General features: G+C 42.8%; 10 protein-coding genes. 9 read left to right on the forward strand and 1 reads right to left on the reverse strand.

Features of this window, described 5'->3' with window-relative positions:
* Nucleotides 1–4: 4 nt before the first annotated feature.
* From G602_RS0107455 to purB, 8 genes are all read left to right on the forward strand, one after another.
* Nucleotides 5–904: a hypothetical protein gene (locus G602_RS0107455; RefSeq protein WP_026658433.1), complete on the forward strand. Its 900-nt coding sequence runs from the start codon at nt 5–7 to the stop codon at nt 902–904.
* Between the two features lie 155 nt (nt 905–1059).
* Nucleotides 1060–2820, forward strand: coding sequence for a S41 family peptidase (locus tag G602_RS0107460; RefSeq protein WP_044931417.1), 1761 nt, complete (start codon nt 1060–1062; stop codon nt 2818–2820).
* A gap of 69 nt (nt 2821–2889) precedes the next feature.
* Nucleotides 2890–6471: a DUF5717 family protein gene (locus G602_RS31390; protein ID WP_026658435.1), complete on the forward strand. Its 3582-nt coding sequence runs from the start codon at nt 2890–2892 to the stop codon at nt 6469–6471.
* A gap of 252 nt (nt 6472–6723) precedes the next feature.
* Nucleotides 6724–8031, forward strand: coding sequence for a DUF5716 family protein (locus tag G602_RS0107470; RefSeq protein WP_026658436.1), 1308 nt, complete (start codon nt 6724–6726; stop codon nt 8029–8031).
* Entirely contained in the window at nt 8028–8858 is an 831-nt protein-coding gene (locus G602_RS0107475; RefSeq protein ID WP_026658437.1) for a hypothetical protein, read from the forward strand. The genes G602_RS0107470 and G602_RS0107475 overlap by 4 nt, the downstream gene beginning before the upstream one ends.
* A complete protein-coding gene (locus G602_RS0107480; RefSeq protein ID WP_026658438.1) occupies nt 8858–10054 on the forward strand; it encodes a hypothetical protein in 1197 nt (398 codons plus the stop codon). The genes G602_RS0107475 and G602_RS0107480 overlap by 1 nt, the downstream gene beginning before the upstream one ends.
* A 110-nt stretch (nt 10055–10164) precedes the next feature.
* A complete protein-coding gene (gene purF / locus G602_RS0107485) occupies nt 10165–11604 on the forward strand; it encodes an amidophosphoribosyltransferase (RefSeq protein ID WP_026658440.1) in 1440 nt (479 codons plus the stop codon).
* Nucleotides 11605–11616: 12 nt separating this feature from the next.
* Nucleotides 11617–13050 carry an adenylosuccinate lyase gene (gene purB / locus G602_RS0107490; RefSeq protein ID WP_026658441.1) on the forward strand — a complete coding sequence of 478 codons (1434 nt, stop codon included), beginning with the start codon at nt 11617–11619 and terminating at the stop codon, nt 13048–13050.
* Between the two features lie 219 nt (nt 13051–13269).
* On the opposite strand, the gene G602_RS0107495 is transcribed toward purB, so the two are convergent.
* Nucleotides 13270–14898 carry an extracellular solute-binding protein gene (locus G602_RS0107495; RefSeq protein WP_026658442.1) on the reverse strand — a complete coding sequence of 543 codons (1629 nt, stop codon included), beginning with the start codon at nt 14896–14898 and terminating at the stop codon, nt 13270–13272.
* A gap of 194 nt (nt 14899–15092) precedes the next feature.
* On the opposite strand from G602_RS0107495, the gene G602_RS0107500 reads away from it, so the two are divergent.
* Nucleotides 15093–15930 (forward strand): IS1634 family transposase (locus G602_RS0107500; RefSeq protein ID WP_026658443.1); only part of this gene is annotated, 838 nt, incomplete at its 3' end.

Raw genomic sequence — 15930 nt, forward strand, 5'->3', positions numbered from 1 at the left:
TCTTATGAGAGTATTCGAAAAGATTTCAAGAAGACTGGCAATTTATATGGCAGGTGTTGTAGCAGCATCAACATTCGCAGTTCCTATGGCACCTGCGATCACAGCCTATGCAGAAACAATAGATCCACCCAAGGATGCTGATGAGTTGAGTCTAAATAAGGATATAATTGCAAAATTGCAGGCTGAAGCAGTTCAATTAGAGAATGGAAAGGCTGTTACAGTAACTCTTGAACCTGAGCCGAAGCCGGATGCTAATGCTGAAAAACCTAGTGAAGAGCAACTGGCAGAACTTATGAAGACGCAGCCTAAGATGAAGAATGCTGCTGTATACAAAATTAAATCAGGTATCGATGGAAAGTTCCATGTTACTGTAAAGGCTACAGAAACAGTCAAAAAAGTTTGGGTAGAAGTTTTCAAGAAGGATGCTCAGGAAGCTACAAAACGTTATCCTATTGATAATTTGGCTAAGGATGCTGAAAAGGATGAGGAAGTTGATGTTAAGAAGGATGAAGAATGGTTTATCCTGGTAACAAATTCTGATGAGGCAGCAGCAGCTAAGTTTGAACTTACAGCTGAAATCAGACAGAACGGCAAAAAGACCAAGCTTCGCTCTGTAGAATCTCCTGCAAAGAAGACTGCCAAGGCTACATTCAAGAAGGTTAAGGATGTTGATGGCTATGAAGTAATGGTATCAACAAGCAAAGACTTCGATAAGAATGTTAAGAAAGCTTCCAAGAAAGCTAAGAAGGTTAAGTTTGATAAGAAAAAGGCTGGCTCTATTGAAGTTAAGAAGCTTAAGGCTGGCAAGAAGTATTATGTAAGAGTAAGAACATACGTTGAAGAAGGCGGTGTTAAGTACTACTCAGACTGGTCAAGTGTAAAGAAAATCAAGAAGGTTAAGTAATTTAACCTGACGCTTGCCATAAGAAAGCAGAGACACTCATGATTTATTTCATGGGTGTCTTTGTTTTTATCATAAATTAATATACCTTTTAGCCTTATTTAATATTGATAATGGATAATGAAAATGCAGAATAATTCATTTCTTATGAGGGAAATATGATGAAGAATTTTTCAAAGAGAATTATTGCAACAGTATGCACATTATCCATGACAGCAGGGCTTTTTACTATAAACAGTGGAACTACTGCAGCTGCTGCAGGAATCAAGGGGAGTCAAAAATCTGAAGGAACGAAAAAGGAATTTCCTCTTTATATAGCTGATACTGAAAGCAATGAGGATATTGAGCTGTATTTTTTTGACAAGTCAAATTCTGTACCATATATTTCCGTGAAGGATACGGGATATCTTCTAAAGCAGATCGGGGATTATTTAGGTTATCCGGATAAATATGATTTTGAGTATTCAGAAGAAGGGAGCAAAGCGACACTTACCAGGGAAACAGATTACTCTATGATAGTTGATGCTGATAAGGATACCATAAACTTCCTTGATTATGATGCGTTCATGATGCCGCCAAATTCAGTAAGACTGATTGATATGCTTGGTGAATTTGAAGAAAATGATGAAGGCACTACAGAACTTTTTATGCATTCGGATTATGCATACGAGAGATATGGGGATGAGATTACGCTTAACCTTTCCGACTATGATATTGATATAGTCCGGACTGATAAAGGATGTTTTCTTCCTCTTGCTACAGTTGGGGATTTTCTTGTATCACCCACGTATCTGAACATTCTCTATAATGAGGAGTCCGTGATTATCATGCCTTACATGGGCTTTATAGATGACGACGACAATATTACCAGGCTGGGTGAACTTTATTATTCCGGTTACAATGAGGAGCTATCGGAGGAGATGGCTGCCTTTTCCTATAATGAACTTTGCCTGGCAATGGATCATCTTTATGGGTTAAAGGATATACACGGAATAAAGGATTTTGACACGCTTTTTGATAATACAGGTATTAAAGAGGGAATGCTGAGTACTGATCCTAATGATGTTGATAACTCCCTCAACGAACTTTTGACCGTTCACATTGATGATTTGCATACTGTTTTTCTTGCACCTACTTATACTAATGGAAAAGTTGAATTTGATGAGGCTGAAGGCAGTGCTGACTTGATTTACAACATGATTGAGGAAAAATTCGGGGTAGTCAGGGAACGGTACTATCCTAAAGGGGTTCCTTTCTATGAGGAGATTGGCAACACAGCATATATCACCTTTGATAGTTTTACACCTGCTGTGCCCGAGCTTGATTACTATAGGAAAAAGCCCACCGAAGCTTCTGATGATACCATAGGTATCATGCTTTATAGCTTTTCGCAGATTACACGAAAAAACAGTCCTGTCAAGAATGTGGTGCTTGACCTGTCGATGAATGTCGGTGGTAACATACAGTCTGCAAGCTTTGTAGTAGGCATGTTCCTGGGACTTGGAAGATACTCCATAAGGAATACCTTGACAGGAGCACTTACGACAGACTTTTTCTATGTAGATGCCAATCTTGATCATAAGTATAACGAGAAGGACTATTTGTCAGATTACAACCTGTACTGCATAGAATCACCTTTAAGCTTTTCATGCGGAAACTTTGTTCCATGCATCTTCAAGAGCAGTCATATGGTAACGCTCCTGGGGCAGACCTCCGGTGGTGGTTCCTGCGCTGTTCTTCCTATGTCAAGTGCAGCAGGACAGATCTTCCAGATGTCCAGTCCTTACCAGCTGTCCTTTGTGAAAAATGGAAGCTTCTACGATATCGACCGCGGCGCGGAGCCTGATTATTATATTTCAAATCCTGATAATTACTATGACAGAAAAAAGCTGACAGATTATATCAATAGTTTATATTGATAATCTGACCCAAAAAAACATTTTATGTTATAATATTTTGGAATATGTTTTCTTTGGGGAATCTTTTTAGTGAATAGTGTTATTGACCGAATTTTAAATGGACAATTTGAGAATACAGAAAGATCATTAAGTTTTTCTCTTCCGCGTCTGGAGCTGAATATCAAGCCGGGCGAGATTTCTGAGGGAAGCTTTATTATCTATGGACCTAAGGACAAAGCAGTGCAGGGGCTTATTTCGACCTCTGAGCTTCGTATGGAGGTTCTCACAGCTGATTTTTCCGGATACGAATTTGAGGTTGGATATCGCTTTGATGGTACAGGGCTAAGCCCCGGAGATGCCATTAAGGGCGAGTTTAACGTCATTTCCAATCAGGGTGAATATCAGCTTCCTTTTGTTGTGAACGTAGAGATTAGCCATGTTATGTCAAGCATGGGACCTATCCGCAACATGTTCCACTTCGTTAATGTAGCTAAAAATGACTGGGATGAGGCTAAAAAGATCTTTTACTCAGAGGAGTTTATAGAAGTCTTTGAGGAAAACGAGCCGGGGTTTGAGAGCCTTTATCGTGGTCTTAGTGCTGTTCCCGGCTCAGAAGCCAATATGGAGGAGTTCCTTATCTCCATTAAAAAGAAGCAGCCTATTGAATATATTCCGGACAGACCGGTAATTGAGGTGGACAATCCGCCAGCTGATTCAGAGCATACGATAATGCTTGTCCGTAATGGCTGGGGATATACTAAGCTTGAAGTGGAATTTGACGGCAATTTTATGTCCTCTGATTCTTCAGAGCTGTCTGACAACGACTTTATCGGTAACAATTGCTTTTTCAAATTCAGAATAGATGCTTCTCTGTTGCATGATGGTAATAACTTTGGAGCTATTATTTTCCGCACTCCTTATGTAGAGGTGAAAATTCCGATAACCGTAAGGGTCAACTTAGGAATAGAGCACCTCAGTACCATCGAGATGGAGAAGAAGAAGCTCACTGTTGAGCTTGTGAAGCTTTATGAGGATTTCAGAGCCAAGAAGATCGGCTCCAGGGACTGGATTGCAGAGACCGGAAGACTTGTAAATAAGATGAATGCCACGGATGCCAAGGATCCGGCATTCAGACTTTATACATCCCAGTATCTTATTACTGCAGGGAGAGTCAGCGAGGGTAAGTGGATCCTCGATCAGATGAAGACTGTACTTGAGGATGAATATCCGGATAATGATACGCTGTTTTGCTATTATCTTTATCTGACAACCCTTGTTGAGCGTGATGAATACTCGACAAATGAAGTATCACGCATGATGGAGGGAATATTCTCGAGGAATTCAGCTGACTGGCGTATAGCATGGCTGCTTTTGTACATATCGGAAGAATATTCGTCCAGCCCTACCAGCAGATGGATTTTACTGGAGCAGCAGTTTAACGAGGGCTGCAGAAGTCCGATTCTTTATATTGAGGCTCTTAATCTCATGACGGAAACTCCTACAATGCTTTCAAAGCCCGGAGATTTCGAGCTGCAGGCACTTAAATATGGTGTGAAAAAGGGAATTCTCCAGCCTCTTCTCATGGATCAGGTTATTTATCTTGGGGCCAGGGAGAGGAACTATAACGAGAGACTTCTTAAGATCCTTATGGCCTGCTATGAGGAGAGACAGGACAGGGAATCTCTCGAGGCAGTCTGCTCACTTTTGATAAAGGGCAACAGGACTGATCCCGAGGCCTTTGACTGGTATGCTCTGGGAGTTGAGGAAGAGCTTCACATCACGAGGCTTTATGAATATTACATGGCATCCATCTATCTTGATGAGGATGGAATGCTTCCATGTGAAATCTCTAAGATGGTGCTGATGTTCTTTTCATATCAGAGTAATCTTGACTATGAGAAAAATGCCATACTTTACAGGTATCTCCACGAGCACAGGGATGAGTATCCCGATCTTTACGATTCCTACAGACTTCAGATTGAGAAGTACCTGCTGGAACAGCTCGACAGAGGCCGTATAAACAAGGATCTCGGATATTTGTATAAAAACCTTCTCACCAGACAGATGGTTGATGCGGGTAACTGCGATAAAGTAATGCGTATTCTCTTCAGTAATGAGATAAAGACCGACAATAAGCGCATGACTAAGGTTATCGTCGTATACGATAAGCTTGAGAAGGAGCTTGAGTATCCACTGGCTAACGGCCTTGCTTATGTTCCTTTATATGGAAGTGATTATTCAGTTTTCCTTGCAGATGCTGATGACAACAGATTTGCAGAGGGTATACCTTATATTAATTCCAAGCTTATGCTTGTCGGACAGCTTGCATCCTATGCTGTTCCTTACATTAAGAAGGGCGAGGAGAGTATAGAGCTTTTCCTTTGTGAGATTGAGAAAAATTCTTACACCATTACTATGGAAAATGTGGGAAGATACAGGGCTCTCGCAAGTGATCCGCAGATTCGCAGCATTTGCAGACATAGAATCAGAGAGAGTCTTATAAGATTCTACTATGATAACAGCTTCGAGAGACAGCTTTCGGAGTATCTGGATGAGGTTGATACCGAGAGACTTGGAACAACTGACAGAACAGCCATGTTTGAGCTTATGGTTATGTCCGGTAACTACAACATGGCGTATAAACTTGTGAGCAGATTCGGAACCTATAAGCTTGATCCGAGAGTTGTAATGAGGCTGTGCGGAAGACTTATGGACAATGAGTCCTTTGAAAATACTGAAGCAAATGCCAAGATAGCATGGCACGCTTTTTCCAATTCGAAGTATGACTCGCAGCTTATTACTTTCCTCTGTGACAGCTACACAGGCACCATCAAGGAAATGAGGGATCTGTGGAAAATAGCCAGCAACCAGGGCGTTGATGTGTTTGAACTCTCGAAGAGAATGCTTACGCAGATACTCTACACTGGAGCGCATATAGGCGATAAGATCGCGCTTTTCAGAGGCTATGTTGAAAAGAGCGGTGGTGGGGACAAGCTTGAAAAGGCCTTCCTTGCCAAGTGTGCCCACGACTATTTTGTTGATAATATGGTGACCGATACATATGTATTTCAGCGTATCGGTGAGCTTGCCAAGTCAGGTGCTGAGCTCCCTGTTGTTTGCAAGATGGCTTATCTTAAGAGCTTCACCGAGACAGGACACGATGAGCTAAAGCCTTACAATGAAATAATAAAAGAGTTCCTTATGGAGCTTCTTGATAAGGATATTTATTTCTCGTTCTTTATGCATTATCAGAGCGAGTTTGCAGAGATGCATCAGTTCTGCGACAAATCAATTGTCGAGTATCGCACGACACCCGGTACCAAGTGCATCGTTCACTACATCAGTAGTGAGGATGATACCGAGGATTATAAGACCAAGCCTATGCAGGAGATGTATCCTGGCATATATGATGCAGACTTTATCATTTTCTTTGGTGAGCAGATTCAATACTACATCACCGAGGAGAATTACAACGGTCGAGGCGAGAAGCTGACCGAGAGCGGTACCATCTCCAAGAGCGATATAGTTCAGGAGACCGCCGCAGGAAGATACTCCATCATAAATGATATTATGATCGGTAAGACACTACAGGACTACGACACCGTCGACAGACTCCTGTCGGAGTATTACAAGAAGCGCTTCTTAACTAATAAATTATTTAGAACAATTTAAAGCCTTCCCTATGGATGGATGAAAATAATAAAGCCTTCCCCTTTGAAGATGAACATTTTCAAGGGGAGGATAAATATTTTTAATGCCTTCCCCCTCCGGGGGCGTAAATCGTCCGGGGGACGATTGCTTTGCGCGGACCGAAGCGGAGCGAAGACAGGTGGCGCGAAGCGCCGGATGAGGGGCAAAGTAAAGCATTCCAAAATCTATAATCGAAGACAGCTGCCCGAAGGGCGGATGAGGGGAACCTGAAACATGTCAATATTCAAAGAAACAAAAACCGCAAGAAGATATGTACTTGGCTACGATCTGGGAGAAGAAGTCTCGCAGATCAGTTTTCTTGCCTCCGATTCCGACCTCCCCGAGACTCTCTCTGTCCTTGCAGGTGCAGAGGCCTACAATATTCCCACAGTCCTTGCCAAGAGGAAGGAAGTAAACCAGTGGTTCTACGGTAAGGAGGCCCTGGCCAAAATTGAGGCAGACGAGGCAGTACGTGTAGACTGTCTCATAGAGAATGCCAGAATGGGAAAGCGTGTTAACGTAGACGGTACAGGCTACGATCCGGTATCGCTTCTTACACTTTTCGTTAAAAGAACCCTATCACTTCTTTCTATGGAAATGTCCATGGATATGGTTGATGCAATAGCTTTCACTACAAGAAATATGGACACCAGAATGATCGAGGTGCTGTCTGAAGTAACAGGTGCCCTGTCACTTCCCGTTAAGAATGTCTTTTATCAGAGCTATGAGGACAGTCTCTATCACTATATGCTTTATCAGCCGGATGACCTGTTATCACATGCAGTAATTGCCTGCGATTACAGCTTCGGGGAGATGATGGTTTACGACATGAAATTGAATCACAGGACAAAGCCTGTAGTTGTAACCATCGATAAATATTCCTACGATGAAATGGCACTTTCTGAGGGCAGGCTTTCGGATAATGCAAATGACCGTGCAGAGCAGGTTGCCAGACTCGATAACAAATTCCTTGAGTTTTCGGAAAAAACAATGGAGGGCAGAATTGTAAGCTCTGTTTTCCTTCTTGGAGAAGGCTTCAGGGAGCAGTGGATGCAGAAATCCCTGGAGTTTTTGTGCAGAACAAGGCGTGTATTCCAGGGGAATAATCTTTTCAGCAAGGGTGCCAGCATAGCTGCAAGAGAGAAGGTTGGTCCCAGTGGACGAATGGAGAAGTACGTCCTTCTTGACGGAGGAAAGCTCAAATCCAATGTGGGAATGATGGTGAAAAAGCAGGGGCAGCAGGTGTACCATGCACTTCTTGATGCAGGTGAGAACTGGTATGATCTGAGCACTGGACTTGATGTTATTTTGGATGATGAAAATGCCATAGATATAATGATAACTCCTCTTACGGAAGGGGAAAAACATATACACAGAATTGATCTTGAAGGGCTTCCGGAACGTCCGCCGAGAACCACAAGACTTCGCATGAAGGTAGTGATGAGTGCTGCCGATAAAGTCAACATTCATGTGGAGGACATGGGCTTTGGCGAACTTTTCGAAAACTCGGGAATGTTTTGGGATGAGGTGATTCCGGTATGAGCGATTTAATTCTTTGTACCGGAAGGTACGCATTAAAACCATATTATATGGAAAAAATCGGAAGACGAATCTATTCAATTGAGGAGCTTTGCTACTGCATTACTCAGAATGCATTTTTGATGGATTCGGATTCCTTCGAGATGGGGCTTGTGGACTGGATAGGCGATGAGCTTGGACTTTCCAAGCTATCGGATGAACTTAGGAAAATGCTGGTTCATAACTGTTCGGCGGCCTCCTTTGCAGGTCTTCTTCTTGAGTACGTGGGATATTCTACCAAGGAAGAGGTGGATAATACCGAGGAGATACTTAAGAACAACGCCGGCATGGACGTTTTCGACAAGCGTATGGCGAGAGCAGACTTTTTGATGAAGCAGGGGCATCTTAAGCAGGCCTTTGCTGAGCTGGGATATCTTACTAAACAGGTATCGGACCTTGATAAAAATGTCCGCGCCAAAATTGAGCATAACCAGGGTGTTATGTTTGCACACCTTTTCATGTATGACAGAGCGGCTGAGTTTTTCTATAAAGCCTGGGAGGACGGCGGAGATGATGAGTCCTATCTGGGATTTCTTGCTGCCAAGCGAATGACCATGAATGAAAAGGAATACGTGTCCTTTGTGAGTAACCACAAGGAGGCGCACAATCTGTCTCTTAAGCTGGAGCAGCGCATGGATGAAGCGAATGATCTCTATGATGCCAGCAGTGCTAATTTCAAGATACGAAGTCTCGAATTGTACCGCTCAGGGGCCAAGATGAGTGAGTATTACGAGGAGATAGACAGAATTACCGAGGATATGAAGGAAGAGTACCGGGGATTAGTTGAGTAATGGGGTTCTTTGATTTTTTTAAGAAAAAAGATACATATCGTATAGAGCGCCATCAGCAAAATGAGCTTGAGAATTGGAACGATATTGCCTACTCCAGGAAGAATATCGATATAGACGATCCTGCTCAGCGACGCGAATATGTGCAGAACTGCCTTCAGCAGATGGCTGAGGCCAGCCGCGACATGGATTCACTGCAGTTTGAATACCGTGTTGTGACATCGCATCTTCGTGATATGGAGGAAATTGATGCACTTCCACCTGAAAACAGGGAAGAAGTTAACGAGTGCGCAAAGCGCATCATAGACAGTGAAGAGCTGCAAAAGAGATTCAATAAGCGCAAGAGCAGGATGACGGACCAGGAATATGAAAAGATGGAACGCCTGCATAATGACGCAAAAAAGGGAGCTAAGGCACTGCTGGATGCTGAGGAGCACCAGAAAAAGGTAAAGAATGACCTTCGAAGACTTGATGATGAGAGAAAAGCGTACGAATTCAGAAAGGCTGAAATCGAGATTTCTCTGGATAACATGCAAAAGCTTATGCTGGTAATTGCAGGGGCGCTTGGCTTTATAACGCTTGTCTTGGCGATTCTGTCACTTGCATTTAAGCTTAATGTAACCTATGGCTATATGGTTGCTATTGTAGTAGCGGCCGTATCCTTCTTTTTCATAAATCAGAAGATTCATGAGCAGCGAAGGGAGAAAAAGGTTGTACTTAACAGTATGGCAAGACTTATTCAGCTACAGAATACTGTTAAGATAAGGTATGTGAATAACAAGAATCTTATTGACTACGAATGCCTTAAATATGGCATTTCAAATTCCAGGGAGCTCACAAGTCTCTATAATAAGTATTTATTGGAGAAAAAAGAGCGTGAGAGATATGCTGCGGCAACTCAGGAGCTTGATGCCAATCAGAGGGCACTTGTATTTACTCTTAGAAAGTACCGCATCAAGGATCCTGAGATATGGGTTCATCAGGCTATTGCTCTTATTAACCACAACGAAGAGGTTGAGATCCGCCACGAGCTGGTTGGTCAGCGTCAGGCTCTTCGTAAGCAGATGGATTATAAGCGCGATGTTGTTGCCGGTAATGCCAAGACTGAGATAGAAGAACTTGTTAGGCAATATCCTGCATACAGACAGGAAATTCTTGATATGGTTGATCGATTTGAACAAAGATATCCGGGAGCATGAAAATGCTCCCATTTTTTTGTTGCTAATGAGAATAAGATATTGTAGTATGTTTGGTGTTGGGCAGGGGATGTCTAATAAGAAACTTGAGTTTATTTATTATAGGTAAACATATGGCAAATTATTATTACAAAGAAACTGACAAGATTGGCGAGGAGTGCGGCGTTTTCGGGATGTACGATTTTGACGGCGCGGATGTGGCACCCTCAATTTATTACGGACTGTTGTCGCTTCAGCACAGAGGGCAGGAGAGCTGCGGTATAGCGGTCAGCGAGACAATGGGTCCAAAAGGAAAAGTAACGAGTCATAAGGACATGGGACTGGTTAATGAAGCGTTTAATCATGACATCATTTCAGGGATGCATGGTGATATAGGTGTAGGGCATGTGAGATATTCCACAGCCGGCAGCAGCACCAGAGAAAACGCTCAGCCCCTTGTCCTTAATTACGTTAAGGGGACTCTTGCGATGGCGCACAACGGTAACCTGGTTAATGCACCGGAGCTTCGGGAGGAGCTGGCATATACTGGTGCAATTTTCCAGACGACCATTGATTCCGAGGTCATTGCGTACCACATCGCAAGGGAGAGACTTAATACTCCAAACGTAGAACTGGCGGTGGCTAATGCCATGCAGAAGATAAAGGGAGCGTATTCCCTTGTTATCATGTCTCCCAGAAAGCTTATCGGTGCGAGGGATCCTAATGGATTCAGACCGCTTGTTATCGGAAAGCGTGATAACTGCTACATCCTTGCATCTGAGACCTGCGCCCTTGATACCATAGACGCCGAATATATCAGAGATGTAGAGCCCGGAGAGATTGTTACCATATCTCCTGAAAAGGGCATAGAGTCCAACAGACAGATGTGTAACAGTGTAAAGCATGGTCATTGCATTTTCGAGTATATTTACTTTGCAAGACCTGACAGCGTTCTTGACGGAGTGAGCGTATATGAATCCAGAATTAAGGCAGGAAGGTTCCTTGCCATGGATTCACCTGTTGAGGCAGATGTGGTTGTGGGTGTTCCCGAATCCGGAAACTGTGCAGCACTTGGATATTCCATGGAATCAGGAATTCCTTACGGACAGGCTTTTGTGAAAAACCAGTATATAGGAAGAACCTTCATAAAGCCCGGACAGAAGAGCCGTGAGAGCAGTGTACAGGTAAAACTTAACGCTCTTGGTAACGCTGTTAAGGGAAAACGTGTTATCATGATAGATGATTCAATTGTCCGCGGAACAACCTCCGACAGAATTGTAAGAATGCTAAGAGATGCCGGAGCAACAGAGGTTCACATGAGAGTGAGCTCACCGCCGTTTTTATGGCCCTGCTATTTCGGCACGGATGTTCCCGCAAGAGAGCAGCTCATCGCATATAACAGAAGTATTGATGAGATCTGCGAGATAATCGGAGCGGATTCCCTTGGTTATCTCAGGGAGGAACGCCTCGAGGAGATCGTAGGACATAAACTTGATATATGTAAAGGATGCTTCACAGGAGACTATCCCGTCGCTCCCCCGGAAGAGGATATTAGAGGAGAGTTCGAAGCATAAAGGAGGATTAATATGAGTACAGATCGTTACAGCAGCCCGCTTTCAGAGCGTTACGCAAGCAAGGAAATGCAGTACATTTTTTCACAGGACATGAAGTTCAGAACCTGGAGAAAGCTTTGGATTGCCCTTGCTGAAATAGAAAAAGACCTCGGTCTTAACATTACACAGGAACAGATTGATGAGCTTAAGTCCCATCAGGACGACATCAACTACGAGGTAGCGATTGCCCGTGAGAAGGAAGTTCGTCATGACGTAATGAGCCACGTTTATGCATATGGTCAGCAGTGTCCTAAGGCAGCAGGAATTATCCACCTTGGAGCAACAAGCTGCTACGTTGGCGATAACACAGACATCATCATCATGACAGAGGCTCTTAAGCTTGTTCGCAGAAAGCTTCTTAATGTTATCAGCTGTCTTGCAAAGTTTGCCGATGAGTACAAGGATCTTCCTACACTTGGTTTTACACATTTTCAGCCTGCACAGCCTACTACAGTAGGTAAGAGAGCATCCTTGTGGCTTCAGGATTTCACAATTGACCTTGAGGATCTGGACTATGTTCTTGATAACATGAAGCTTCTTGGTTCAAAGGGTACAACAGGAACACAGGCTTCCTTCCTTGAGCTTTTCGACGGAGACCTTACAAAGGTTGATAAGCTCGATCCCATGCTTGCTGAGAAGATGGGCTTTAAGGGCTGCATGGCAGTTTCAGGTCAGACCTACAGCCGTAAGATTGACATGAAGGTTGTTAATGTCCTTGCAGGTATTGCATCCTCAGCAACCAAGATGGCTCAGGACATCAGACTTCTTCAGCATCTTAAAGAGGTTGAGGAACCCCATGAAGCTAAGCAGATCGGTTCTTCCGCTATGGCATATAAGAGAAACCCCATGAGAAGTGAACGTATCTGTTCACTTTCAAGATACGTGATTGTAGATACACTTAATCCTGCAATCACAGAGATCTCACAGTGGTTTGAGAGAACCCTTGATGATTCTGCTAATAAGAGACTTTCAATTCCCGAGGGCTTCCTTGCAATAGATGGTATTCTTGATCTTTGCATGAATGTCACAGACGGACTTGTTGTATATCCCAAGGTTATCGAGAAGAGACTTATGTCTGAGCTTCCTTTCATGGCTACAGAGAACATCATGATGGATGCTGTTAAGCTTGGCGGAAACAGACAGGAGCTTCATGAGAAGATCAGAGAGCTCTCAATGATCGCAGGAGACCATGTAAAGAAGGACGGTCTTTACAATGACCTTCTTGAAATGATCGTTAAGGATCCCGCCTTCCATATGACTGAGGAAAAAATCAAGGAGTGCATGGATCCTAAGAAATACACCGGTTGCAGCGCTCATCAGGTTGAGAGATTCTTAAGCGAAGTTGTTAACCCGATTCTTGAAGCGAACAAAGAAGAGCTTGGCCTCACCGCAGAGATAAACGTATAAGACATCAAATAAATCCTTATTAACTGAGGAAGGAATGCAAATAATAAAGCCTTCCCCTTGGGGGGAAGGTGGCACGAAGTGCCGGATGAGGGGATATAAAAAAGCTGACGGATTTTTTCCGCCAGCTTTTTTGTACACACATTTTTTATCTATATAATCTATTATATTAATCTATTTTTCGATAAAGTTTCCCTCTTTCTTTTATCCCAAAAACTTAAGTTACTTATTAAATCTGTCAAGAGCAGCCTGCTTGAGCTCAATTACGCGCTCCATGTTCATGCTCTTAACTGTATCAACGAACTCATCATACTCGCTGAGGCTCTTTGAACCGGTTACAAAGGAGAGAAGATTCTCTTCCATGTAAGTGCTAAGATCTGAGAAGATATCTGAATACTCAGCTGTCTCTTCAAGGTTCATGGTAGCATAAGCAGGATAGTATGTAGCCTCGTGATCGAAATCATTCCATGTATCACACATCTTGAAATCGTCCTCAGATACGAACTGAAGCTCTCTTTCCCAGTCATAGTAAATACCGGGCCATGAAGGCTCATATGTGTAAATGCGCATTGCCTCGTCATAAGAAAGGCCATCTGAATTGTTTGATATTACATCTGTAAATACAGGCTTTCCGTCATCACCCTTTGTGAAGGTCTCACCCTCTTTACCATAGTTACCGAAAAGTGCACCCTCATCTGTATACATGTAGTCAATCCACTTAAGAACGAGCTCAGGATTCTTGCAATCAGCAGAGATAACCCATGAAGCATTTGTATCAGGTACTACATAGCCTGACTTCAGCTCATCACCCTTATTCTGAACAGGATACTTAAGAGCTGAGAATGAAGCATTATCATCAGACATTGAAGGGAGGAACAATGCTGAAGGAATTGTATACATTGTGCAGGTTACGCCTGTGCTGTCATTTGACATAAGTACTGAGTTACCCCAGGGATTGGTCTCTGAAGCAAAGTCAGGATCGATAAGGCCTTCTGTGTACCACTTATTCATAAGAGCAAGGAATTCGCGAACCTTCTCGGGCTCATCAACGATTGCCTGCTTAACCTTTCCATCCTCCTGATAGAAATCGAGAGGACTGTAAACGCCCATACCGATTCCCAGGTTCCAAAGCCATGCCGGGAAAGGACTAAGGGGAGCAGATGCATTGTATTTCTCCTTAAACTGTGTAAGCATGTTTTCCCAGTCTTCGTAGGTCTCAGGTGTATCGAGTCCCAGCTCATCAAGCCAGTCCTGACGAACTACATATCCATAGAAGGAAGGCTGTGAAGTCTGAAGAATTGAGTAGATCTGAACATATCTTCCTTCGTCTGTAACAGCTGCCTTCTGTACGTTCTCGCTTGATTTCTTAAGTGCCTCAAGATAGTGAGGAGCATATTTAGGTAAAAGATCTGTCAGATCAAGGAAATATCCATCGTCTACTGCTGCATCAAGACCATCCTTATATGAGATGTTCTGACCCGGATAATAGTACATTACATCCGGAAGCTCTCCTGATGTAAATAAGAGATTAAACTGCTCGGATTCTGTCTGAGCTGCAGGTACCTGCCAGTCTACATGGACATTTGTGCGCTCCTCCAGTTCCTTAAAATAAGGATTGTTGTTGTAGTCACCACCATTTTTTGCCATTGCTGTTGAATCGTTGGCCATCCATACGGTGATTGTTTCTTTTTCATCTGTAAGTGGAAGTGTGAGCTCTGCTGAAGCGTCTACTGCGGGGGCTTCTGAAGATGAAGCTGATGCCTTATCAGATGATGAAGATGATCCGCAGCCTGCTACAGTAGAAGCGGTCATCATCAGTGAAAGTAAAAGTGCTATACCTCTTTTTTTCATTGTTACCTCCTAAAACGGTTTTTGTTTGTGAGCTTAGTATATTTTTTGGCCCCTGTGCGGGAGTTTGACACCTAAATCATATCAAAAATAGTTGCAGACCACATCTGGTCTGTATTTTTTTGTCAAATTTTTATTCTTAATATATAGTAATATATAGCGATATGTGTTATAATAAGGGCTGGGGGATACTATTCATGAAACTTACAATCTCAAAGTCCAAGAATTCAGAATCATTCTATATTTCCAAATCCTTTATTGATAATTCTGGAAAAAGCACCACTGCTACTGTCCGTAAACTTGGCACACTTTCAGAATTAATAAAGGATCATGGCCCAACTCGTGATGATGTTATTGCCTGGTGCCGCAGCGAAGTTGCTGCCGAAACCAAGAAGTACAAACAGGCACGCAAAACAAAGTCTGTTCAGGTTGTTTTCCACGCAGATAAAGAATTAGGCTATGCACAGCGCAAACTATTTGAAGGCGGTTATCTGTTTCCTCAGGCTGTTTACTACAAGCTCCAGCTGGATAAGATCTGTAAGACAATCAAACAACGTCATCAGTACGAATACGATTTAAATGCCATTCTTTCTGACCTGGTTTATAACCGCATCCTTGATCCACGTAGCAAACTTTCTGCATATAAAGCTGCCCAGTCATACCTTGAAGCTCCTACATACGAACTTCATGATATCTACAGAGCATTATCAGTACTTGCAGAAGAATCGGATTTTATCCAGTCTGAAGTTTTTAAGAACAGCAACTATTTTGGTAAAAGAAATGATCGAATACTTTACTACGACTGCTCTAACTTCTATTTCGAAATTGAGCAAGAAGATGGTAATAAAAAGTATGGCAAAAGCAAGGAACATCGGCCTAACCCAATCGTTCAGATGGGACTTTTCATTGATGGAGACGGTATTCCTCTGGCATTTTCAATTTTTGGTGGGAATCAGAATGAGCAAAAATCATTAAAGCCTTTAGAATCAAAAATCCTTCAGCAGTTCGGTCATGATAAGTTTATTTACTGTAGCG

Origin of the sequence: Butyrivibrio sp. AC2005 (genome assembly GCF_000424145.1) — a bacterium.
In the GTDB taxonomy this organism is placed as follows: Bacteria; Bacillota; Clostridia; order Lachnospirales; family Lachnospiraceae; genus Butyrivibrio.

Excerpts from the sequence above, each read along its gene's own strand:
- purB (WP_026658441.1), top strand. The coding sequence starts at position 11,617 with ATGAGTACAGATCGTTACAGCAGCCCGCTTTCAGAGCGTTACGCAAGC.
- purF (WP_026658440.1), top strand. The coding sequence starts at position 10,165 with ATGGCAAATTATTATTACAAAGAAACTGACAAGATTGGCGAGGAGTGC.
- G602_RS0107480 (WP_026658438.1), top strand. The coding sequence starts at position 8,858 with ATGGGGTTCTTTGATTTTTTTAAGAAAAAAGATACATATCGTATAGAG.
- G602_RS0107460 (WP_044931417.1), top strand. The coding sequence starts at position 1,060 with ATGATGAAGAATTTTTCAAAGAGAATTATTGCAACAGTATGCACATTA.
- G602_RS0107495 (WP_026658442.1), bottom strand. The coding sequence starts at position 14,898 with ATGAAAAAAAGAGGTATAGCACTTTTACTTTCACTGATGATGACCGCT.
- G602_RS0107475 (WP_026658437.1), top strand. The coding sequence starts at position 8,028 with ATGAGCGATTTAATTCTTTGTACCGGAAGGTACGCATTAAAACCATAT.
- G602_RS0107455 (WP_026658433.1), top strand. The coding sequence starts at position 5 with ATGAGAGTATTCGAAAAGATTTCAAGAAGACTGGCAATTTATATGGCA.
- G602_RS0107470 (WP_026658436.1), top strand. The coding sequence starts at position 6,724 with ATGTCAATATTCAAAGAAACAAAAACCGCAAGAAGATATGTACTTGGC.